This is a genomic window from Pseudomonas sp. AC239, from assembly GCF_979258545.1.
Genome location: NZ_OZ409864.1, coordinates 5,908,346 through 5,931,495, shown reverse-complemented (window position 1 = coordinate 5,931,495; position 23,150 = coordinate 5,908,346). Strand labels below are relative to the sequence as shown.

Genomic DNA, 23,150 nt, shown 5'->3' with positions numbered 1-23,150 from the left:
GGACTGTCCATGAGCATTTTCATCGAGCGGCTCAAAGGGCTGACATGGACCCACGCATTCAGTAGCAAGGCGTTGGTCAAGGCCCGGGCTTATGCCGCCGATGATCGGGTCGAGATCCTCGAGATCGATGACAGGAAGATCGAGGCATTCTGCGTCGGTTCGCAACTTCAGGCGTATGAGCAAAGCATTTATCTGTCCGAAGATCGGCTGGGATCGATAAACCTGCGTTGCCTGTGCAGCTGTCCTGTTGCAATCGACTGCAAGCACAGCGCAGCGGTGCTCTATCACCTGCTGGGCACTGGCGAGGATGCGTCTGGAAGTGACGCACAGACCCCGTTGGGACGAGCGCTCGAGCATTGGCTTTCGACAATTCCCGTGCCGGCCAAGCCCGCTGAAGAAAGTGCGCAAACCGCAGGCACGCGTCTGTTTTACAAGCTCAAACCGACGTCTGCGAACGGCAAGTGGCTGCTGGATATTTTCAAGGTCTACCAGCTCAAGAGCGGCGAGTTACGCGAAGTCAAACCGATGTACTCGCTCGCGGAAATGCTCATGCGCCAGCCCGGCTACCTGTCCGAGCTGGATCTGCGCATCGCCCGGCTGTTGGTCGCCATGCATTCCCATCACGCCTATTACAGCGGCTATCCGCTGGAAGGCAGCAGTGGCGCCGAATTGCTGGACATGCTCCTGCGCACCTCGCGGCTGTTCCTCGACTTCGAAGACCTGCGAGCGCTGACACCGGGGGCGAAACGCGTGGGTCAGTTCTCTTGGGCCGAGCAGGCTGACGGCGGATTCCGCGCGCAATGGAGCAGTGCCGAAGCCGCGCAGGAAACCGTGCTGGCGCTGGAGCCGCTTTATTATCTTGATCGCCAGCAGCGCCAGGTTGGCCCGCTGTTCACTGAGCTGGAAGAAAAGCTCGCCTGCCATTTGACCCTGGCGCCAGACATTCCGGCGCGTCAGGCCATGCAGTTCAGCCATCGCATGAGCGCGGCGACCCAAATTGCGCCACCGCACAAGCTCACCGAACGGATCATCGATGACGTGCTGCCGCAGCCGCAACTGACCCTGGTCAGCGGTCGGGAACGTTCGCGCTGGGAATATGTGCTGGAGCACCGCGCCGCTCTGCTGTTTACCTACAACGGTCATCCGGCGGTGGATCGCAACCCGGAGGTGATGATCCTCAGCGGCACAGAGACCCAGCGTATTCAACGCCAGCCTGCGCTGGAAAAGAAGCTGCGCCAGAACCTGCAAAAACATGGCTTCAAGAAAGCCACGCGCAAGAGTGCAATGGATCGTCCTGGCGAGATGTTTACCCTGCCGGATGATTCCGCCTGGCTCGGGTTCATGCACGAAGGGCTGGCCACGCTGCGCGCCGCAGATTGGAAAATCGAGATCAGTCCCGGTTTCCATTTCGATGTACAACCGGTTGAACAGTGGTACGCCGAGGTCGAAGAAGAGGCCACGCATCAGTGGTTTGATCTGCAGTTGGGTATCGTCGTCAACGGCGAGCGCTACAGCTTGCTGCCGATTCTTCTGCACCTGTTGCGGACCCAGCCGCGCTTGCTTGACCCGGTCAATCTGGCGGAGCGCAGCGATGATGAAAAACTCCTGATCGAGCTCAAGCCCAGCGGTTTTGGCGAACCGGCGGGCGCCAAGGTCGCGTTGCCGCTCAGTCGGGTCAAACCGTTGATGGCGACGCTGGGTGAGTTGTATCTCGGCGGTCATCAGGGCGATGCGCTGCGCTTGACCGCTCCAGACGCCGCGCGTCTGAGCATGCTCGATGGTGTGCCGCTGGATTGGCAGGGCGGCGAACGCCTGCGCACTTTTGCCAAGCGTCTGCAGAATTCCAATCACGCCCAGGTTGCTGCGCCGGCCGGCCTCAATGCGCAGCTGCGCCCGTATCAGCTCGAAGGCCTGAACTGGATGCAGACGCTGCGCGAGCTAGAGGTCGGCGGCATTCTGGGCGATGACATGGGCCTGGGTAAAACCCTGCAGACCCTGGCGCATCTGCTCACGGAAAAACACGCCGGGCGTCTGGACTGTCCGGCACTGGCGGTGATGCCGACCAGCCTGATTCCCAACTGGCTCGACGAGGCCGAGCGCTTCACGCCGCAGTTGAAAGTCCTGGCGCTGCACGGCACCGGGCGGCAAAAAGACTTCGCCAATCTCGCCGAATACGACTTGGTGCTGACCACTTACGCATTGCTGCCCAGGGACCTGGAGACGTTGCAGCCGCAGTCGTGGAGCGTGCTGATTCTCGACGAAGCGCAGAACATCAAGAACCCGCTGAGCAAAGCCGCCCAAGCCGCCCGTGACTTGCAGGCCCGTCAGCGCTTGTGTCTGAGCGGTACGCCGCTGGAAAACCACCTCGGTGAGCTGTGGTCGCAGTTCCATTTCCTCATGCCCGGCTGGCTCGGCGACAGCAAATCCTTTAACCGCGATTACCGCACGCCGATCGAGAAGCACGGCAATGTCCAGCGCATGCAGCACCTGACTGCGCGGATCAAGCCGTTTTTGCTGCGGCGCAAGAAGGATCAGGTCGCCACCGAGTTGCCGCCGAAAACCGAAATCATCCACTGGGTCGAACTCAGCGATGGTCAGCGCGACGTCTATGAGACGGTGCGTGTGGCGATGGACAAAAAGGTCCGCGACGAAATCGCCCGCAGTGGCGTGGCGCGCAGTCAGATCATCATCCTCGATGCGCTGCTCAAGCTACGTCAGGTCTGCTGCGATCTGCGCCTGGTCAACATGCCGCTCACGGCGAAGGCGTTGCGCTCGGGCAGCGGCAAGTTGATCAGCCTGATGGAGATGCTCGAAGAACTGCTCGGCGAAGGTCGGCGCATTCTGCTGTTTTCCCAGTTCACCTCGATGCTGGCGCTGATCGAGCAGGAGTTGCAGCAACGCGGGCTTGGCTACTCGTTGCTGACCGGCGACACCACCGATCGGCGCACGCCGGTGAAGGATTTTCAGAGCGGCAAGGTGCCGTTGTTCCTCATCAGCCTTAAGGCCGGGGGCACTGGTCTGAACCTGACGGCGGCGGACACGGTGATTCACTTCGATCCTTGGTGGAACCCGGCGGTGGAGAATCAGGCGACTGATCGGGCGTACCGGATCGGGCAGAACAATCCGGTGTTCGTCTACAAGTTGATTGCCAAAGGCACCGTCGAAGAGAAGATCCAGGCGTTGCAGCAGGAGAAAGCGGCGCTGGCCGGGGCGGTGCTTGAGGGTGGTACGACGGGCGGATTCAAACTGGAACAGAGTGATATCGAGGCGCTGTTTGCGCCGTTGCCGGTTTCCAGAGGTTGAAGGGTTTGAATCGCGGTGTGGCCATTCGCGAGCAGGCTCGCTCCCACATTTGATCTTCAGTGAATCTGGATCGTGTGGGAGTGAGCCTGCTCGCGATAGCTATCTAACCAGCGACGCCGATTTCAGCGCTTGTCGATCTTGTCCGGCAACGGCGCAAACAGCGCTTCAATATCATCGCTCTGCAACTTCCAGTCCCCGGCCTTGCGCCCATCCAGCACGCCCGCTGCCAGGTCAGACTTTTCCTTTTGCAGGTGCTGAATTTTCTCTTCCACCGTGCCCCGGGCAATCATTTTGTAGACGAACACCGGTTTTTCCTGACCGATGCGATAGGCGCGGTCCGTCGCCTGATTCTCGGTTGCCGGGTTCCACCACGGGTCGTAGTGAATCACCGTATCGGCTTCGGTCAGGTTCAAACCGACGCCACCGGCCTTCAGGCTGATCAGAAAGATCTGACGCGTGCCGCTCTGGAATTCCTTCACTGGTGTGCGCCGGTCACGGGTCTGGCCAGTGAGAAGGGCGTAAGCGATCTTGCGTTTTTTCAATTCCTCTTCGATCAATGTCAGCATCGAAGTGAATTGCGAGAACAGCAGAATCCGCCGGCCTTCCTCGAACAACTCCTCAAGCATTTCCATCAGGCTGTCGAGCTTGCCCGAAGTGCTGCCGCGCGCGGGCAGGGTGGCGTCGTTGACCAAGCGCAGATCGCAGCAGACCTGGCGCAGCTTGAGCAATGCTTCGAGAATGATGATCTGACTGCGTGCCACGCCTTTGCGAGTGATCTCATCACGGACTTTCTTGTCCATCGCCAGGCGCATGGTCTCGTACACGTCGCGCTGTGCTTCGTTGAGTTCGACCCAATGGATGATTTCGGTTTTCGGCGGCAGCTCCGTGGCGACCTGCTCTTTGGTCCGACGCAGCAGAAACGGTTTTATCCGACCGTTGAGGTGCTGCAGTCTGACTTCGCTACCGCGCTTTTCGATCGGCACACGGTAATCGGCATTGAAGCTTTTCACGTCGCCGAGCCAGCCCGGCAGCAGGAAGTGGAACAGCGACCACAGCTCGCCCAAGTGGTTTTCCAGCGGCGTGCCGCTGAGGCACAGGCGCTGGCGCGCATTCAGCTCGCGCGCGGCCTGGGCGGCTTTGCTGTTGGGATTCTTGATGTACTGCGCTTCGTCGAGCACTAAAACGTGCAGCGGCTGTTTGGCCAAGCGTTCGACGTCTTTAGGCAGCAGGGCATAGGTGGTGAGGATCAGGTCGAAATCGGCCAGATTGTCGAAGTGTTTCTTGCGCGCGGCGCCATATAGCGCGAGCACTTTCAACTGCGGAGTGAAGTGCGCCGCCTCGTCGAGCCAGTTCGGAATCAGGCTGGTCGGCATCACTACCATGCACGGACGATCGAGGCGTCCGGCGTTCTTCTCGCTGAGAATATGCGCCAGGGTTTGTAAGGTTTTGCCCAGGCCCATGTCATCCGCAAGAATCCCGCCGACTTCCAGTTGCCGCAGCGATTGCATCCAGCTCAAGCCTTCAAGCTGATACGGGCGCAGCGTCGCGTTCAAGCCTTGCGGTGCTTCGGCGCTGAAATCGCGGATGTCGCGCAGGCGCTGAGCGAAGGTGCGCATCTGCTCGCCGCCCTCCCACAACAGCGGCAGGCCTTCCAACGAATTGAGCCGGGTGGCGTCAGCCTTGCTCAGGCGCAGCGTTGTTTCGCCCGGCTCCTGAAGATAAAACTCGCCCAGCGTCATCAATACCGGCTTCAAGCGACCCAGCGGCAAAGCAACCTGCAACGGCCCGTGCTCACTGGTGCGTTGCGGAATGTTGACCAGAATCAGCTCGTCATCGCGACGCCGGGCGAGGCGTTCCGGGTTGAGGATCTCGGTGTGCGAGCGCATCAGATTCAGCAGAATCGGCAGCAGGCTCAGGCGCTCGCCGTTGACGATGATGCCCAGTTCCAGATCGAACCAGTCGCGCTCCGGCGCCTGCTCGACCGTGGCGTACCAGTCATCGACGGCAGTCAGGTCGAAGCCGAATTCTTCATCGATCTGTAACTCCCAGCCCTGGCTGCGCAACTTCGGCAAGTCATTCAGAGTGAAGGTCAGCCAGGCGCTGTCGTTGACCATCTCGTAGAGTTCGCCGGCGCTTTCTGGCAGCGCTTTGCTCTGCCTTGTGGCGATGCGGAAGCCGAGGATGCGTAACTGTTCGCGGTAGGACTGTTCGACATCCGGGTGGCGTTTTATCCGCAGGGTCTGCGCTTCCTGACGGATCAGGATATCGCTGTGTTTTTGCCCGCTGACGTATTCGTCCAGATAGCTGAACGACAGCGCCGCGCGATGCTGAATGTAGCGTTGCATCTTGCCGTTGCGCGGCTCGAAGGCGCTGAACTCGACGCTCGCCAGCCACAGGCGCGGCACCGGCTGCACATTGTCCACCAGCACTTGCGGTGGCGCTTTCGGGCTGCGGTTTTCCAGCACGGCCTGGAGTTTCTCCAGCAGCTCGGCGTCTTTCGCGGCGGCGGGGTAGTCGAGGGTTTCCTGGATTTTCAGCAGCACCGCTGCGCAGTGTTTGCAGTTGCTGCGCACCGGGCAGGTGCAGGTGGCGTCAACCAGCAACAGCGTCGCTTTGGCTGATTCGCGCAAATGGATGGTCTGCCGGTAAACGCTACCGCCAGAACCTTCGCAACTGGCGGTGATGGTCGCATCGCCGACCTGGGCGATGCGCACCCGATTCTCCAGAGCGTAGCGGCGGCCGCGCTCCAGACTCTGTTCTTTGAATCGGCTGACCCACGACGGGGCCAGCGGTTTGCTCAGGGGCGGCGGCATAAGGACTTCGGTCAGTCCGGCACGACTTCAGGCGCTTCACGCGGCGCTGGTGCGGTGAGGGAAGTGATCTTGATCAGCAGCGCCAGGTGGCCGTTGTCGAGGTAGTTGAGCTGGCCGTTCTTGGTGTGGCTGTCCTGGCGCAGGCGCTCACTGGCGGTGACCAGGCCATTGGCGTCGATCTGATTGACCCAGAAATCGGCAGTCACGTCGGTGAAGCGGCCGAGTTTCATTTCCAGCGTGCCCTCGATAGGGAACTGGCCGAACTGCTCCTGACCCTCACTGACCGCGACTTTCGCCGGCGCTTCGCCGAGGCTCTGCTGCCAGGCTTTGTGCATCAGCACGGTGTACTCGCCGCTGGCGGTGAGTTTGCTCACTACATCATTCAGCGCAGGCGTGCGCTGGCTGTCGTCGCCCAAACGCTGGGCACCAGCGGCCCAGTCTTCCGGGGCGGCGCGGCTGGCGATGGCCGGGACGGCATTCTGGCGCACCAGAATCATTTCGACCTGATAGGTGTCATCGGCAAACGCCGTCGGTGCCGCAAGTGCGAGCAACAAAGTCAGGGAGCGGAACAGGCGCATCGGGCGTCCTTCAAGCGGATTTCGGGATGAGGCGCTCAAACAGCGCCTCGACAGTATTGAAACGTTCTTCCGGGCGCTCCATCGGCACCTGGAATTTGAACATCGTCGCGCCTTCGAACTTGTAGCGCTTGGGCTGCGTCTGGATCAGCTTGATCAGGGTCATCGGGTCAACCGGTGTCTGCGCTTCGAACTCGATACGCCCGCCTTGCGGCCCGCCGTCGACTTTCTTGATGCCAAGCTTTTCCGCCTGCAGTTTCAGCGCGGTGATCCGCACCAGGTTTTTGGTCGGTTCCGGCAACAGACCGAAACGGTCGATCATCTCGACCTGCAGATCCTTGAGGCCTTCCTCGTCGGTGGCCGAGGCGATGCGTTTATACAGAATCAGCCGTGCATGCACATCCGGCAGATAATCTTCCGGAATCAGCGCCGGCACCCGCAGGTTGACCTCCGGGCCGCCGCCAAGCGGTTGATCGAGGTTCGGCTGCTCGCCCTTGCGGATCGACTTCACCGCGCGCTCGAGCATTTCCATGTACAGGGTGAAACCGACAGCCTGAATCTGTCCGCTCTGACCATCGCCCAGCAGTTCGCCGGCGCCACGGATTTCCAGGTCGTTGGTCGCCAGCACGAAACCGGCGCCGAGGTCCTGGGTATTGGCGATCGCCTCCAGACGCTTTTCCGCGTCCGAAGTGATCTGCTGGCGCGGCGGCGTCAGCAGGTAGGCGTAAGCCTGGTGGTGACTGCGGCCGACACGACCACGCAACTGGTGCAGCTGGGCCAGGCCGAACTTGTCGGCGCGCTCGATGATGATGGTGTTGGCGCTCGGCACGTCGATGCCGGTCTCGATGATGGTCGAGGCGATCAGCACGTTGAAGCGCTTGTGGTAGAAGTCGCTCATCACCTGTTCGAGTTCACGTTCGCGCATCTGCCCGTGGCCGATACCGATGCGCGCTTCCGGCACCAGTTCGGCGAGGTCGGCGGCGCATTTCTCGATGGTCTTCACATCGTTGTGCAGGTAGTAAACCTGACCGCCACGCAGCAATTCACGCAGCAGGGCTTCCTTGACCGTGCTCTTGTTCTGTTCCATTACGAAGGTGCGAACCGATAGGCGTCGCGCTGGCGGCGTGGCGATGATCGACAGGTCGCGCATGCCCGACACCGCCATGTTCAGCGTGCGCGGAATCGGCGTCGCGGTCAGAGTCAGAATGTCGACTTCGCTGCGCAGGGCCTTGAGCTGCTCTTTCTGGCGTACGCCAAAGCGGTGTTCTTCATCGATGATCACCAGCCCGAGGTTTTTGATCTTCACGTCGTCGGACAGCAGCTTGTGCGTGCCGATGACGATGTCGATCTTGCCTTCCGCCAGATCGGCGATCGCCGCGTTGACTTCCTTGGCCGACTTGAAGCGACTCATCACTTCGACCGTCACCGGCCAGTCGGCGAAGCGGTCGCGGAAACTGTTGTAGTGCTGCTGGGCGAGCAGGGTGGTCGGCACCAGAATCGCCACCTGACGACCGCCGTGCACGGCGATGAACGCGGCGCGCATGGCCACTTCGGTCTTGCCGAAGCCGACGTCGCCGCAGACCAGGCGATCCATCGGTTTCGGCGCGAGCATGTCTTCGCGCACGGCCTCGATGGTCGCTTGCTGATCGGGTGTTTCTTCGAACGGGAAACCGGCGCTGAAGGTGGCGTAATCGGCCTTCGGATCGGCGAAGGCATAACCTTCGCGGGCGGCGCGACGGGCATAAATGTCGAGCAATTCGGCGGCGACGTCACGCACCTGTTCGGCGGCTTTGCGCTTGGCTTTCTGCCAGGTTTCCGAACCGAGGCGGTGCAGCGGCGCGAGCGAATCGTCGCTGCCGGTGTAACGCGCGATCAGGTGCAGGTTGGCGACCGGCACGTAGAGCTTGGCGTTCTCGGCGTATTCGAGGGTGAGGAATTCGGCGGCCTGATTATCGATTTCCAGAATCGTCAGGCCCAGATAGCGGCCGACACCGTGGTCGATATGCACCACCGGCGCGCCTTCGCGCAGCTCGGTGAGGTTCTTGATCACCGCATCGTTGCTGACGTCGCTGCGCTTCTCGCGGCGGCGACGTTGCATCACTCGTTGGCCGAACAGCGGACTTTCCGCCACCAGCGCCAGCGCCGGATCGTCGAGTACCAGACCCTCGTCGAGCGGGGCGATGGTGATCGCCAGACGATCCTTGCTGGCAACGAAGTCCGGCCAGCTGTCGACGGTTTTTGGCCGCAGCTTCAGGCGTTCCAGAAGTTCCAGCAGGACTTCGCGACGACCCGCCGATTCAGCGGTGAACAGCACGCGACCGGGGAATTCTTCGAGGAAGCCGGCCAGCGCCGCCAGCGGTTGCGTGGCCTTGGCCTCGATGGCCAGATCCGGCAGCGCATGGGCCGGGAAGCGCTCGCGGCCGACGCCACTTTCAACGTCCTGTTGACTGGCAACAACCCGTGGCCAGTTCTTCAGGCGCGCAAAGCAGTCTTCCACCGGCAGGAACAGTTCCGCCGGTGGCAATAAAGGACGCGAAGGATCGACGCGGCGTTCTTCGTAACGATTGCGCACGTCGTTCCAGAAGTTTTCTGCCGCCTGCTCGATGCCCGGCAGCGAGAACACCTGAGTGTCCTGGGGCAGGTAATCGAACAGCGTCGAAGTTTCGTCGAAGAACAGCGGCAGGTAGTACTCGATACCGGCCGGGGTGATGCCGCTGCTCAAATCCTGAAAGATCGGGCAGCGGCGGAAGTCGACGTCGAAGCGCTCACGGAAACGCGCCTTGAAGCGGGTCACCGCGTCTTTCTGCAACGGAAACTCGCGCGCCGGCAGCAGCTTGACCGACTCGACCTTGTCGATCGAACGCTGGGTTTCCGGATCGAAGGTGCGCAGGGTTTCGATCTCGTCATCAAACAGGTCGATGCGATAGGGCAGTTTGCTGCCCATCGGAAACAGGTCGATCAGCGCGCCGCGCACAGTGAACTCGCCGTGCTCATACACCGTGTCGACATAGCGATAGCCGCTGGCTTCGAGCCGTGCGCGCATCAGTTCAACGTCGAGCTTCTGGCCGATATCCAGCACCAGGCTGCTGCCGAGAAGGAATTTCGTCGGCGCCAGGCGATGCAGGGCGGTGGTGATCGGTACCACCAGCACGCCGTGGGCCAGTTCCGGCAGGCGATACAGGCTGGCGATGCGCTGGGAGATGATGTCCTGGTGCGGCGAGAACAGGTCGTAGGGCAGGGTTTCCCAGTCGGGGAAATGCAGTACGGGCAAATCCGGGGCGAAGAAACTCAGCTCCTGTTCCAGCCGTTCGGCACTTTGGCTGTCGGCGGTCAGCAGCAGGGTAAAGCGCTTGGCAGCGCTGGCAGCCTCGGCAATCGCCAGGCTGAGGGCGGCACCGGGCAGATTGCCCCAGTGCTGTTTACCTGCTTCGGCAGGGAGTAGCGGTAGACGCAGAACAGGCACGGAAGGTTGAGCTCCAGGCGTTGCGACAAAGTCGGTAATTGTAGCGGCCTCCGGTGCCGCCTGTCAGTTGCAGACTGCGTCTATCTTCAGGGTTTGGACGAAATGTAGTGGTAACCATAAAAACGAGCACTTTTTTCGTGGTTATGTAGTGCCGAAACCGGGCGGTGTTACGGAGGGTTACAGACATCGTCTAACACTCGTCGAAAAATTGACTGCGCTGAAAGCCCCGGTTTTACTGGGCTGGAGAAGGGCGTAAATTTTTTGAACGGGATTTTGTTACCGATTGCGCGACAAGCGCGCATTGCTGAAAGGGCTTGTCGGCGGCATAATGTAGCCCCTTTTTTCTGCCCCTACATGTGGAAGGTTACCGTGACTCAGAAGCCCGACCAGTGTCTTGGTGAATGGATCGACCGTGAAGCACTCGCAGAAGCGATGATCCCGCTTATCGGTCAGCTCTACCGCAATAACAACGTGGTTAGCTCGATCTATGGCCGCAGCCTGATCAACCAGTCTGTCATCGCGATTCTCAAAGCTCACCGCTTTGCTCGCCACCGTTCTTCCGACGACAGCGAACTCTCCGTCCACGAAACATTCCCACTGCTCAAGGCCATGAGCGAGCTCAAGCTCGGCGCGGCGTCGGTGGATCTGGGCAAGCTGGCGTTCAAATTCCGCAATGAAGGCAACGGCCGCAGCGCCGAGCAGTTCGTGCGCGAAGAGATGGCTGACGTGGTTGGCCAGCAGAACGCTTCGGCCCGCAAAGGCACTGACGTTGTTCTGTACGGCTTCGGTCGTATCGGCCGTCTGCTGGCGCGCATCCTGATCGAGAAAACCGGTGGTGGCGACGGCCTGCGTCTGCGTGCCATCGTCGTGCGCAAAGGCGCCGAGAACGACCTGACCAAGCGCGCCAGCCTGCTGCGTCGCGATTCGGTACACGGTTCGTTCAACGGCACCATTACCATCGACGAAGAAAACAACACCATCACCGCCAACGGTAACCTGATCCAGGTGATCTACGCGAAGAACCCGACCGAGGTGGATTACACCCAGTACGGCATCAAAGACGCGCTGCTGGTGGACAACACCGGTGTATGGCGTGACGCCGATGGCCTCGGTCAGCACCTGGCCTGCCCGGGCATCGACCGCGTTGTTCTGACCGCGCCTGGCAAGGGCAAGCTGAAGAACATCGTTCACGGCATCAACCACGGTGAAATCACCGCTGACGACAAGATCGTCTCGGCTGCTTCCTGCACCACCAACGCCATCGTGCCGGTGCTCAAAGCGGTCAACGACAAGTTCGGCATCATCAATGGTCACGTTGAAACCGTTCACTCGTACACCAACGACCAGAACCTGATCGACAACTTCCACAAGGGCGATCGCCGTGGTCGCAGCGCCGCGCTGAACATGGTGATCACCGAGACCGGCGCCGCCACCGCTGCTGCCAAGGCTCTGCCTGAGCTGGCCGGCAAGCTGACCGGTAACGCGATCCGCGTTCCGACGCCAAACGTGTCGATGGCCATTCTCAACCTCAACCTTGAGAAAGCCGCCACCCGTGAAGAGATGAACGAGTACCTGCGCTACATGGCGCTGCACTCCGAGCTGCACAAGCAGATCGACTTCGTCAATTCGCAGGAAGTGGTGTCGACCGACTTCGTCGGCTCGCGTCACGCTGGTGTGGTCGATGCTGAAGCGACCATCGTGCAGGATAACCGCGTCGTTCTGTACGTTTGGTACGACAACGAGTTCGGCTACAGCTGCCAGGTGGTTCGCGTAATGGAAGACATGGCTGATGTGAATCCGCCAGCGTTCCCGCGCTAAGCCTCAGGCTTGAATGAAAACGCCCCGGCATTTGTCGGGGCGTTTTTGTATGTGGGCCTGTTGAGTCTTCGATGTGCTTGCCGGCCTCTTCGCGAGCAGGCTCGCTCCCACACTGGATCAGTGTCGTTCACAGATCTTCTGTGGGAGCGAGCCTGCTCGCGAAAGCATTCTGTCAGGCGCCGCTGGCTACCGAAGCTTGCGCGGTGCGCAACTCATGCCGGTTGCCACGGAACAACACCAGTGTCGCAATCAACCCCAGTACCGCCGCGCCACTGAGCCAGATCCCCGGCGCTGCCTTGTTGTCCAGCACATGAATCAGATAGGTACACGCCGCCGGCGTAAAGCCGCCGAACGTCGCCGTCGCCAGGCTGTAGGCCAGCGAGAAACCGGTCGTGCGCACTTCCACCGGCATGATCTCGGTCAGCGCCACCACCATCGCGCCGTTGTACGAGCCATAGAGGAACGACAGCCACAATTCGACAATCAGCAAATGGCTGAAGCTCGGATTCGCCACCAGCCACGACAGTGCCGGATACGCCGTGAGGATCGCCAGAATCGTCGCTGCCAGCAGCAGGGGTTTTCGGCCGATCTTGTCGGAAACAGCGCCCATCACCGGCAGCCAGAAGAAGTTCGACAAGCCGATGCATACGGTCACCAGCAGCGCATCGAGGTCAGACAGGTGCAGCTCGGCCTTGCCGAACGTCGGTGTGTAGGCGGTGATCAGGTAGAACGACACCGTGGTCATCACCACCAGCGCCATGCCGGCGATGACGATGCCGAAGTTCTGGCCGATCGAGCGGACGATCTCGCCGAGGGTAGGGCGGTGGGTGCGCGCCTGGAATTCCGGGGTTTCTTCCAGCGAGCGACGGATGAAAAAAATTACCGGCACGATCATGCAGCCGATCAGGAACGGCACGCGCCAGCCCCATTCGCCCATTTGCTCCGGACTCAGCCAGTGATTAAGGCCAACGCCGAGCAAACCGGCGAACACCACGGCTGCCTGTTGGCTGGCCGACTGCCAACTGACGAAGAAGCCTTTGCGACCCGGCGTTGAAATCTCCGCCAGATACACCGACACACCGCCCAGTTCCACGCCTGCCGAGAAGCCTTGCAGCAAACGGCCGAACAACACCAGCAGCGGCGCGGCGACACCGAGCGTCGCGTAGCCGGGCACGCAGGCAATCAGCACCGTACCGGCGGCCATCATCGCCAACGTGATGATCAGGCCTTTACGCCGTCCGTGACGGTCGATATAGGCACCGAGGAAAATCGCCCCTAGCGGGCGCATCAGGAAACCGGCGCCGAAGGTCGCCAATGACAGCATCAGCGAAGCAAACGCGCTGTCGGTGGGGAAGAAGGTTTTGGCGATAGCCGTGGCATAGAAGCCGTAGACCATGAAGTCGAACATTTCGAGGAAGTTGCCGCTGACAACGCGAAAGATCGCTTTGCCTTTGCCCGTGGTGGAGGACATGGGAGGTACTCACTGTTCAATTTGTATAAAGGCGTTGCAGCCATGGGGAAGCGAGCGGGCGCTTGTAGTTCATAATGGCCGCCGTGGTTTTGCGGGGAGATGAAGAATTGTTAACTGGACGCTGGTGGGGGCTTGTGGTCTTGGCGGCGGCTTTGGTCGGCTGCGGCAACGGCGATTCCCTGGAACAGGTCGGCGGCTCGACCATGGGCAGCACCTGGTCGGTCAAGTACGTGCGCCACGCCGATGTTGCCGATCCTGCGCAAGTGCGCGGTGAAGTGGAGCGCATCCTCGGCGACGTCGATCAACAGCTGTCGACTTACCGCAGTGACTCCGCCATCCAGCGTTTCAACGCCTTGCCCGCCGATAGCTGCCAAGCCATGCCGGCAGCGGTGCTCGAATTGGTCCGCATCGGCGAACAGCTTTCAACGCAAAGCGAAGGCTCCTACGACCTGACCGTGGAACCACTGCTGGACCTCTGGGGATTCGGCCCGCAAGGACGCGAAGAAAAGATCCCTGATGCGGCCGCTGTGGCCGAGGTCATGCGGCGGGTCGGCCATCAGCATCTGCGCATTGATGGCGAGCGGTTGTGCAAGGACGCCGCCGTCGAAGTCGACTTCAACAGCATTGCCGCCGGCTACGCCGTGGATGCCATCGCCGCCAGATTGCAGGGCATGGGCATCGACAATTATCTGGTTGAAGCCACGGGCGAACTCAAAGCCCGTGGCAAAAAGCCGGATGGCTCAGCGTGGCGCATCGCTCTCGAAGAGCCTCGCGATGACCAGCAAGTGGCCGAGCGCGTCATTGCTGTCGATGGCTACGGCGTATCCACCTCCGGTGACTATCGCTACTATTTTCTGCAGAACGGGCGGCGTTATTCCCACACTTTCGATGCACGCAGCGGGCGACCTGTCCTACACGACCTGGCGTCAGTCACAGTGATTCATCCTTCAGCGTTGATGGCCGATGGACTATCGACGCTGTTGCTGATTCTTGGGCCGGAAAGGGCGCGGGACTATGCCCAAGAGCATGACATTGCTGCATTCTTTGTCTTGCGTGCCGATACAGGTTTCGTCACCCGCAGCAGTCAGGCATTTACGCAGCTTGTCGGTGAAAAAAACTGACCGAAGACAAGACGAAAGCTGGCGTTGTAGTGCAGGCAAAAGTAGCCTACGACGCGACCAAGGGTTAATGTGCGCGGCGTTGACGCTTCTATAGACTGTGTCCGGGTTCTCTACTGGCCCCCAATTGTTCCTTCGCGCCGCCGTTCGGCGTGATTTAGCCGCCGGTGCTGCTGGCACCGCGGCCTGTTCTGAGGAGTACGCATGGCTGTCTACAACTACGACGTGGTGGTACTGGGTTCCGGCCCGGCGGGAGAAGGCGCGGCAATGAACGCCGCCAAAGCGGGGCGCAAGGTCGCGATGGTCGACAGCCGTCGTCAGGTCGGCGGCAACTGCACCCACCTCGGCACCATCCCGTCCAAGGCACTGCGTCACTCGGTGCGGCAGATCATGCAGTTCAACACCAACCCGATGTTCCGCGCGATCGGCGAGCCACGCTGGTTCTCCTTTCCGGACGTGTTGAAAAGCGCCGAAAAAGTCATTTCCAAACAAGTCGCATCGCGCACCGGCTACTACGCCCGTAACCGCGTTGACGTGTTCTTCGGTACCGGCAGCTTCGCCGACGAGCAAACCATCGAAGTTGTCTGCGGCAACGGCGTGGTCGAGAAGCTTGTGGCCAAGCACATCATCATCGCTACCGGTTCGCGTCCGTATCGCCCGGCGGACATCGATTTCCACCACCCGCGTATCTACGATAGCGACACCATCCTCAGCCTCGGCCATACCCCGCGCAAACTGATCGTTTACGGCGCTGGTGTGATCGGTTGCGAATACGCGTCGATCTTCAGTGGTCTGGGTGTGCTGGTCGAACTGGTCGACAACCGTGGCCAGTTGCTGAGCTTCCTCGACTCGGAAATTTCCCAGGCGTTGAGCTACCACTTCAGCAACAACAACATCACCGTGCGTCATAACGAAGAGTACGACCGCGTGGAAGGCGTGGACAACGGCGTGATCCTGCACCTGAAATCCGGCAAGAAGATCAAGGCCGACGCCTTGCTCTGGTGCAACGGCCGTACCGGCAACACCGACACGCTGGGTCTGGAAAACATCGGGGTCAAGGTCAACAGCCGTGGCCAGATCGAAGTCGACCAGAACTACCGCACCTGCATAGAGAACATCTACGGCGCCGGTGACGTGATCGGCTGGCCAAGCCTGGCCAGTGCCGCCCACGACCAGGGTCGTTCCGCCGCCGGCAGTATCGTCGACAATGGCAGTTGGCGCTTCGTCAATGACGTGCCGACCGGCATCTACACCATTCCGGAGATCAGCTCGATCGGCAAGAACGAGCAGGAGTTGACTCAGGCCAAGGTGCCGTACGAAGTCGGCAAGGCCTTCTTCAAGAGCATGGCGCGGGCGCAGATCGCCGGCGAGCCGCAGGGCATGCTGAAGATTCTCTTCCACCGCGAAACGCTGGAAGTGCTCGGCGTGCACTGCTTCGGTTATCAGGCGTCGGAGATCGTTCACATCGGTCAGGCGATCATGAACCAGCCGGGCGAGCTGAACACCCTGAAGTATTTCGTCAACACGACGTTCAACTACCCGACCATGGCCGAAGCCTATCGGGTAGCGGCGTACGACGGCCTCAACCGGCTTTTTTGACAGGCTCCGGCCGGTGGCCTGAGCCGGCCGGGGAGACCGATTTCAGCAATTCTCAAGGGTGGCAGTGGCCAAACCGGGAAAGTCTGTAATCAGGCTGTCAACGCCGAAGTCGGCGAGCCTGCGCATCAGTGCAGGCTCGTTGACGGTCCACACCGACACATGCAGGCCCTGACGCTGCGCCTTCTGCAGGCGTTCCGGCGTACACAGCGTCCAGTTCAGCGCGAGAATTTCGCAGCCGTAGCTGGCCGCCACCTTCAACGGATCGAGCCAAGCGTATTCGGCCACCAGGCCACGGGATACGTCCGGTACCAGATCCAGCGCTGCCTTCAAGACTTCCCGCGAACTCGAGGTGATCGTCACCTTGTCGAGCAGGCCGTGGCGCTGAGCCATTTCCCGAATCGCCAGCACGGTAGTCGCCGCGCGGGTGCGTGAAGCGCTTTTGACTTCCAGCTGCCAGTGCTCGAAATCACATTGCTCGAACAACTCTTCCAGCGTTGGAATCGGGCACGGCTTGATCCAGCCCGGGCCGCCCTTGCGTGCGTCGTAGGTCACCAGTTCGGCGGCGGTGTGCTCGACGACTTTGCCGCGACGGTCGGTGGTGCGCTTGAGGGTCGGGTCATGGATGACCATCAGCTCGCCGTCCTTGGACAGGTGCAAATCCAGTTCGCAGCGGCGCACGCCGTGCTTGAGGCATTCCTGAAAGCTGCTCAGGGTGTTTTCCGGTGCTTCGCCCTTGGCGCCGCGGTGGCCGTAGATGAGGGTCACGGTGCTTCCTTAAGTTAAATGCCAGATTCGTTCTGTTCGCGGGCCAGACGGCGTTCCTGAGCCTGCTTTTGCAAGATGTAGCGCGCGAGCAATTGGCGCTGGGCATCGGTCGGACGCTCGAACTCGGTGCCGACGTCATAGCCATCGCCCTTGGGATCGCAATGGGTGACCCGGGCACGCAGCAGCAGGCCGAGTGCCTGCGGCATCAGCACCAGTTTCACCGACAGGTGTGCGCCAGTGGCAATCGGGGTCGGGTACTGAAAGTCGATCCCGCCCTCGGAGATGATCACCGGCTGCGGCTCGCCGATGTGGCCGAGCACGGTCAGGGCAATCACCTGGCTGAGCAGGTCGATGCGTTTGTTCTGCGATTTGAGGAACGCGGCGATGGCGCGGTCGCGCTCGCTGATCTGCCGCAACAGGTGCTGGGACTCGAATTCGCTCAGGTGCAGTTCGCTGAGCAGGTTGAAGAGTGGGGAAGCATCCTGCAACACTTCCTGACCTGCGGCTTCGGGAGCGGACAGGGGCCGAATTTCCAGTGCGATCGTGTCCTCGATACGGTAGTATTCGCGGCGATCTTCTTCATCTAATGTCGACATGGCGAACCCATGGTAGCGGCGGTGGTCTGAGTGTAAAGCTGGTTTTCGACCCCCGCCACAAGGACGTTCCTTTTCCCTCCGAACAAGCCCCGACATGTTCAGACCTCTCTTCGTATTTATCGGCACGCGTTATACCCGTGCAAAGCGTCGCAATCATTTTGTGTCATTCATTTCCCTGACTTCGATGATCGGGCTCGCCCTTGGCGTGGTCGTGATGATCGTCGTGCTGTCGGTGATGAACGGCTTCGACCATGAGATGCGCACCCGCGTGCTGGGCATGGTGCCCCACGCTACTCTCGAGACCGGCGAGCCGATCAATGACTGGCAGAGCCTGGCCGACAAGGTCAGGCAGAACCGGCAGGTGACGGCGGTGGCGCCGTTCACCCAGATGCAGGGCCTGCTGACCAACAACGGTCAGGTTTCCAAGGTGTTGCTCAATGCCATTGATCCTGCGCTCGAGCGCAATGTGTCGATCATCGACAACTTCATGAAGCAGGGCAAACTCGACGAACTGACACCGGGCAGCTTCGGCATCGTCATCGGCGACAAGGCGGCGACCAAGCTCGGCGTCGGCATCGGCGACAAGGTTACTTTCGTTGCGCCCGAGGTTAGCGTGACCCCGGCCGGGATGTTCCCGCGCATGAAGCGCTTCACCGTGGTCGGGATTTTCCATGTCGGCGCCGGTGAGCTCGACGGCTACCTCGGCGTGACCAATCTGCAGGATCTGGCGAAAATGCACCGCTGGAAAGCCGATCAGGTGCAGGGCCTGCGGCTGAAGTTCGACGATCTATTCCAGGCCCCGCGCGAGGCGTGGAACATTGCCCAGCAGCTCGGCGAAGATCATTACTACGCCCGCGACTGGACCCGCACCCACGGCAACCTGTATCAGGCGATCCGCATGGAAAAAGCCATGATCGGGCTGCTGTTGCTGCTGATCGTCGCCGTCGCCGCGTTCAACATCATTTCCACGCTGGTGATGGTGGTGAACGACAAGAAAGGCGACATCGCCATTCTGCGCACCCTCGGCGCGACCCCGGGCACGATCATGCGCACGTTCATGGTGCAGGGCACGGTGATCGGGGTGGTCGGCACGGCCATCGGCGCGGTGGTCGGGATCCTCGCGGCACTGAATGTCAGTGCGGCCATTTCGGCGCTTGAAGGGCTGATCGGCCACAAGTTCCTTAATGCTGACGTGTATTTCATTGATTATCTTCCTTCGCAGGTACAGAGCCAGGACGTCGTCATGGTCTGCGCCGCTGCGTTGGTCCTGAGTTTCCTCGCCACCCTGTATCCCGCCTGGCGTGCTGCGCGCACCCAGCCGGCGGAGGCGTTACGTTATGAGTGAGTCGGGCATGAGTGAACAAGCAATTCTGAGCTGCCGTAACCTGGGCAAATCCTACGAGGAGGGCCCTGAGTCGGTACAAGTGCTGGCCGGGCTGCAACTGGAGTTGCACCCGGGCGAGCGTGTGGCGATCGTGGGTAAATCCGGTTCCGGCAAAAGTACCTTGCTCAACCTGCTCGGTGGTCTCGATACGCCGAGCAAGGGCAGCGTCTGGCTCGACGGTGAAGAACTGTCGGCATTGAGCGAGAAGAAGCGTGGCCTGCTGCGCAACCGCGCCCTCGGTTTCGTGTACCAGTTTCACCACTTGCTGCCGGAATTCACCGCACTGGAAAACGTCTGCATGCCGTTGTTGATCGGCAAGACCGCCATCCCGGAGGCGCGTCAGCGAGCCACGGCATTGCTGGATCGCGTCGGGCTTGGCCATCGTCTGGAACACAAACCGGCCGAGCTGTCCGGTGGTGAACGTCAGCGCGTGGCCATCGCCCGCGCCCTGGTCAACAACCCGGGGCTGGTGATGCTCGATGAGCCAACCGGCAACCTCGACCTGCACACCGCCGAAGGCATTCAGGACCTGATGCTGGAGCTGAGCACGTCGATGCGCACGGCGTTCCTGGTGGTGACGCATGACATGAACCTGGCTCGCCAGATGGACCGCGTCCTGCAGCTGCAGGAAGGCTGCCTGACTCCCATCTGACTGGCTGAAACCCGGCGCTCGTAACGGCGCCGGGTCTTTTATTTCTATACGGTGCCCCAGCGAATGTTCAGACCGTTATCGATCTTTATCGGCACGCGCTATACCCGCGCCAAGCGCCGCAATCGCTTTGTTTCGTTCATTTCGATGACCTCGATGATCGGCCTCGCCCTCGGCGTGCTGGCAATGATCGTGGTGCTGTCGGTGATGAATGGCTTCCAGCGCGAAATGAGCTCGCGCATCCTCGGCATGGTGCCCCATGCGACCATCGTTGGCGTCAAGCCGATCGACGACTGGCAGCCGGTGGCCGCTGCCGCGATGAAAAATCCCGAAGTGACCGCCGCCGTGCCGTTCACCGAGATGGAAGGCATGCTGTCCTACAAGGGTTCGATGCAGCCGATCCAGATCAGCGGCGTTGATCCGGCGCAGGAAGGCAAGGTGTCGATCGTTGCCCAGCATATCGTCCAGGGTCGTCTCGATGCCTTGAAGCCGGGCGAATTCGGTGTGGTGATTGGTGAAATCACTGCGCGGCGTTTCCGCCTCAATGTCGGCGACAAGATCACCCTGATCGTCCCGGAAGTCAGCACCGCGCCGGGCGGTATCACCCCGCGCATGCAGCGCCTGAATGTGGTGGGCGTGTTCAAGGTCGGCGCCGAGCTGGACGGCTCGATGGGCCTGATCCACGTCGCCGACGCCGCGACCATGCAGCACTGGCAGCCGAATCAGGTGCAGAGCGTGCGCCTGGCGGTCAAGGATCTGTACGCCGCGCCAAAGGTGTCCGCAGACATTGCCGGTGGCCTCGGTGCCGACTTCAAGGCTGACGACTGGACCCACACCCAAGGCAGCCTGTTCAGCGCGATGAAGATGGAAAAAACCATGATCGGCCTGCTGTTGCTGATGATCGTCGCGGTGGCGGCGTTCAACATCATCGCGACGCTGATCATGGTGGTGAACGATAAGGGCGCCGACATCGCGATCCTGCGCACGATCGGCGCCACGCCACGCCAGATCATGGCGATCTTCATGGTTCAGGGCACGGTGATCGGTATTGTCGGCACCATCATTGGCGGCGTGCTGGGCGTGATTGCCGCGCTGAATGTCAGTCAGATCGTGGGCTGGATCGAGCGAGTCAGCGGGCAGCATATCTTCAGTTCGGACGTGTATTTCGTCAGCAATCTGCCCTCGGAACTGCAGGGTGGGGATGTGCTGTTGATCTGCTCGGCGGGGTTCATTCTGAGCTTTCTGGCGACGGTGTATCCGGCGTGGCGGGCGGCGAAGATCGAACCGGCGCATGCGTTGAGATATTCGTAAGCGACTCCATGCTCGTTTCCACGCTCTGCGTGGGAATGCCTCAACGGACGCTCTGCGTTCGGCTCTTGAAGGGACGCGGAGCGTCCCGGGCTGCATTCCCACGCAGAGCGTGGGAACGATCAGGTCCGAGGCAACTCGATTACAAACCGCGTCCAACCCGCCTCAGATTCGCAATGAATCGTCCCGCCATGTGCCCGCACGATCGACTGAGTAATCGCCAGCCCCAACCCCGCATGTTCACTGCTACCTTCCTGCCGCGCCGGATCCGCTCGATAGAAGCGGTCGAACAAACGTGGCAGCACCTGCGCTGAAATCCCCTCACCACTGTTCTCGACGCAGACGCGCACGGCTTTCGCCTCGTCGACGATGCTCAAGCGAACGTATCCCTCAGCCGGGGCGAACCGCAGCGCGTTATCCAGCAGATTCGACAAGGCCCGGCGTAACATGCCGCGATCACCGTCGATTCGCGCCTCACCTTCACGGCTGAGACTCAAGCCAGCGTCTTCCGCCAATGGCGCAAAAAACTCCAGCAGCATGTCGGCCTCATCCGCCAGCTCCAGTGGTTCGCGCTTGGGCATCAGCAAGCCGTGGTCAGCCTTGGCCAGGTAGAGCATGTCGTTGACCAGTTGCGCCATCCATTGCAGTTCTTCGAGGTTGCTGTGCAGCGCTTCGCGGTAGTCCTCCAGTGCCCGAGGGCGGGTGAGGGTGACCTGGGTGTGGGTCAGCAGATTCGACAACGGTGTGCGCAGCTCATGGGCAATGTCGGCGGAGAACGCCGAGAGGCGCTGAAACGAGTCGTCGAGGCGTGCGAGCATGGCGTTGAAGCTGTAGGCCATTTCGGCAAGTTCTGGCGGCATCTTCTCTTCAGGCAGTCGGGCATTCAGCGATTGCGCGGAAATCCCACGAGCCACGGCGCTCATTCGGCGCAACGGGCGCAGACCACTGCGCGCGGCCCAGGCACCGAGCAGGGCGGTAGCCATCGCTGACAGGCCGACGGTCAGCCAGATCAGATGCTGCATGCGCGCAAGGAAATGCTGGTGATGGGTGATGTCCAGCAGCAGCGTCAGTTGCGGCGAATCCGCTGTGTCCGGATAGAGTGGGGCGCGCAGTACGCGGTAATCGGTGCCGTCATGGCTGATCGTCGACAGGCCGGTTTGCAGCGGCAGATTCTTCGGAATCTGCACCGAGCTGTCATACCAGTGCCGGCCGTCGCCACTGGTGATGCGCAACGACAGATCGGCCTGACGGCTGAGTTCATCGGCCAGCCGCGCCTCGCGCTGGGCAGGTTGGAGATCCTGTAAGGCGCGGCGCAGGCCGATCAGTTTCGTCTCCAGTTGTTGCTGATCAAGTTCGATGAAGTGCGCCTCGCTGGCGCGGTCGAACAGCACCCCGGCGAACAGCGAGACCACCGTGGTGCAGGCGGCAAACAACAGGGCCAGGCGCGTGCTCAAGGACAAACCACGCATCACAGCGAACGCTCTTCGAGCACGTAGCCCATGCCGCGCACGGTGTGGATCAACTTGTTGGGAAAGTCATCGTCGATCTTCAGGCGCAAGCGGCGGATCGCCACTTCGATGACATTGGTGTCGCTGTCAAAATTCATGTCCCAAACCTGCGAGGCGATCAGCGATTTGGGCAGGACCTCACCCTGACGGCGCAGGAGCATTTCCAGCAGGGCGAATTCCTTGGCGGTCAGGTCTATGCGCTGGCCGTTGCGTTCGACGCGGCGGCGGATCAGGTCCAGGCGCAGATCGGCCAGTTGCAGGCTGGTTTCCTGGGCGACTGCGCTGCCGCGCCGCAACAGGCTGCGCACCCGCGCGAGCAATTCGGAGAAGGCGAATGGCTTGACCAGATAATCGTCGGCGCCCAATTCGAGGCCGTGAACCCTGTCCTCCACGGCGTCTTTGGCAGTAAGAAAAAGTACCGGCGTGGCGAGGCCGGCGCTGCGCACCGCTTGCAGAATCTGCCAGCCACTGCGCCCGGGCAGCATCACATCGAGGATCAACAGCGCGTACTCGCCGCTCAACGCCAATTGCTGGCCACTGATGCCGTCAGCCACCAGCTCGGTATTAAACCCGGCCTCGGTCAAACCCTGGCGCAGGTATTGGCCGGTTTTCGCTTGGTCTTCGACGATCAACAGTTTCATGGGCGACTCGGGCGGGGATGGTATGTAGAAGGGCGAGGGCGTTATACCGTGAGATCCGGCGATAAGCACCAAGCTGACAAAGTTGTAATCTGCCTGTCAGGTCGATGCCAGCGCGGGGTGGTTAGAGTTTCCCACAGGC

General features: G+C 61.0%; 15 protein-coding genes. 7 read left to right on the top strand and 8 right to left on the bottom strand.

What is annotated here, in order from left to right; translation table 11 throughout:
- The first annotated feature begins 9 nt into the window (after positions 1-9).
- On the top strand, positions 10-3,303 hold the full coding sequence (locus ACZ0AZ_RS26940) for a DEAD/DEAH box helicase (RefSeq protein WP_463538514.1): 3,294 nt from the start codon (positions 10-12) through the stop codon (positions 3,301-3,303).
- A 122-nt stretch (positions 3,304-3,425) separates the two neighbouring features.
- Here the strand turns inward: ACZ0AZ_RS26940 and ACZ0AZ_RS26935 are convergent, their stop codons facing one another.
- From ACZ0AZ_RS26935 to mfd, 3 genes are read right to left on the bottom strand one after another with little or no spacing between them, the layout of a single operon-like run.
- Positions 3,426-6,116: a DEAD/DEAH box helicase gene (locus ACZ0AZ_RS26935; protein ID WP_310406616.1), complete on the bottom strand. Its 2,691-nt coding sequence runs from the start codon at positions 6,114-6,116 to the stop codon at positions 3,426-3,428.
- An 11-nt stretch (positions 6,117-6,127) separates the two neighbouring features.
- A complete protein-coding gene (locus tag ACZ0AZ_RS26930) occupies positions 6,128-6,694 on the bottom strand; it encodes a CsiV family protein (RefSeq protein ID WP_039760776.1) in 567 nt (188 codons plus the stop codon).
- A gap of 10 nt (positions 6,695-6,704) precedes the next feature.
- Positions 6,705-10,154, bottom strand: coding sequence for a transcription-repair coupling factor (mfd, locus tag ACZ0AZ_RS26925; RefSeq protein WP_039760774.1), 3,450 nt, complete (start codon positions 10,152-10,154; stop codon positions 6,705-6,707).
- A 354-nt stretch (positions 10,155-10,508) separates the two neighbouring features.
- On the opposite strand from mfd, the gene ACZ0AZ_RS26920 reads away from it, so the two are divergent.
- Entirely contained in the window at positions 10,509-11,972 is a 1,464-nt protein-coding gene (locus ACZ0AZ_RS26920; RefSeq protein WP_016775482.1) for a glyceraldehyde-3-phosphate dehydrogenase, read from the top strand.
- Between the two features lie 172 nt (positions 11,973-12,144).
- Here the strand turns inward: ACZ0AZ_RS26920 and tcuC are convergent, their stop codons facing one another.
- Complete coding sequence (tcuC, locus tag ACZ0AZ_RS26915; protein ID WP_041477332.1) at positions 12,145-13,443, bottom strand: MFS transporter; 1,299 nt, start codon at positions 13,441-13,443, stop codon at positions 12,145-12,147.
- 74 nt (positions 13,444-13,517) lie between these two features.
- On the opposite strand from tcuC, the gene ACZ0AZ_RS26910 reads away from it, so the two are divergent.
- On the top strand, positions 13,518-14,564 hold the full coding sequence (locus ACZ0AZ_RS26910; protein WP_129999679.1) for an FAD:protein FMN transferase: 1,047 nt from the start codon (positions 13,518-13,520) through the stop codon (positions 14,562-14,564).
- Positions 14,565-14,765: 201 nt separating this feature from the next.
- Positions 14,766-16,160, top strand: a complete 1,395-nt coding sequence (sthA, locus tag ACZ0AZ_RS26905) for a Si-specific NAD(P)(+) transhydrogenase (RefSeq protein WP_039760770.1) — start codon at positions 14,766-14,768, stop codon at positions 16,158-16,160.
- Between the two features lie 42 nt (positions 16,161-16,202).
- On the opposite strand, the gene ACZ0AZ_RS26900 is transcribed toward sthA, so the two are convergent.
- Positions 16,203-16,925, bottom strand: a complete 723-nt coding sequence (locus ACZ0AZ_RS26900) for a glycerophosphodiester phosphodiesterase (protein WP_008087738.1) — start codon at positions 16,923-16,925, stop codon at positions 16,203-16,205.
- Positions 16,926-16,939: 14 nt separating this feature from the next.
- Complete coding sequence (locus ACZ0AZ_RS26895) at positions 16,940-17,521, bottom strand: PilZ domain-containing protein (RefSeq protein ID WP_016775478.1); 582 nt, start codon at positions 17,519-17,521, stop codon at positions 16,940-16,942.
- Positions 17,522-17,615: 94 nt separating this feature from the next.
- On the opposite strand from ACZ0AZ_RS26895, the gene ACZ0AZ_RS26890 reads away from it, so the two are divergent.
- The 3 genes from ACZ0AZ_RS26890 (at position 17,616) to ACZ0AZ_RS26880 (ending at position 20,865) form a co-directional block, all read left to right on the top strand.
- Complete coding sequence (locus ACZ0AZ_RS26890; protein WP_463538511.1) at positions 17,616-18,866, top strand: lipoprotein-releasing ABC transporter permease subunit; 1,251 nt, start codon at positions 17,616-17,618, stop codon at positions 18,864-18,866.
- Positions 18,859-19,557: a lipoprotein-releasing ABC transporter ATP-binding protein LolD gene (lolD, locus tag ACZ0AZ_RS26885; protein WP_463538510.1), complete on the top strand. Its 699-nt coding sequence runs from the start codon at positions 18,859-18,861 to the stop codon at positions 19,555-19,557. Before ACZ0AZ_RS26890 ends, lolD begins: the two co-directional genes overlap by 8 nt.
- 63 nt (positions 19,558-19,620) lie before the next feature.
- Positions 19,621-20,865 (top strand): lipoprotein-releasing ABC transporter permease subunit, encoded by a 1,245-nt coding sequence (locus tag ACZ0AZ_RS26880; protein ID WP_039760762.1) that lies wholly within the window; start codon positions 19,621-19,623, stop codon positions 20,863-20,865.
- A 119-nt stretch (positions 20,866-20,984) separates the two neighbouring features.
- On the opposite strand, the gene ACZ0AZ_RS26875 is transcribed toward ACZ0AZ_RS26880, so the two are convergent.
- Both ACZ0AZ_RS26875 and ACZ0AZ_RS26870 read right to left on the bottom strand, forming a co-directional pair.
- A complete protein-coding gene (locus ACZ0AZ_RS26875) occupies positions 20,985-22,331 on the bottom strand; it encodes a heavy metal sensor histidine kinase (RefSeq protein WP_463538509.1) in 1,347 nt (448 codons plus the stop codon).
- Positions 22,331-23,011, bottom strand: coding sequence for a heavy metal response regulator transcription factor (locus ACZ0AZ_RS26870; RefSeq protein ID WP_039760759.1), 681 nt, complete (start codon positions 23,009-23,011; stop codon positions 22,331-22,333). The genes ACZ0AZ_RS26875 and ACZ0AZ_RS26870 overlap by 1 nt, the downstream gene beginning before the upstream one ends.
- Positions 23,012-23,150: the final 139 nt, after the last annotated feature.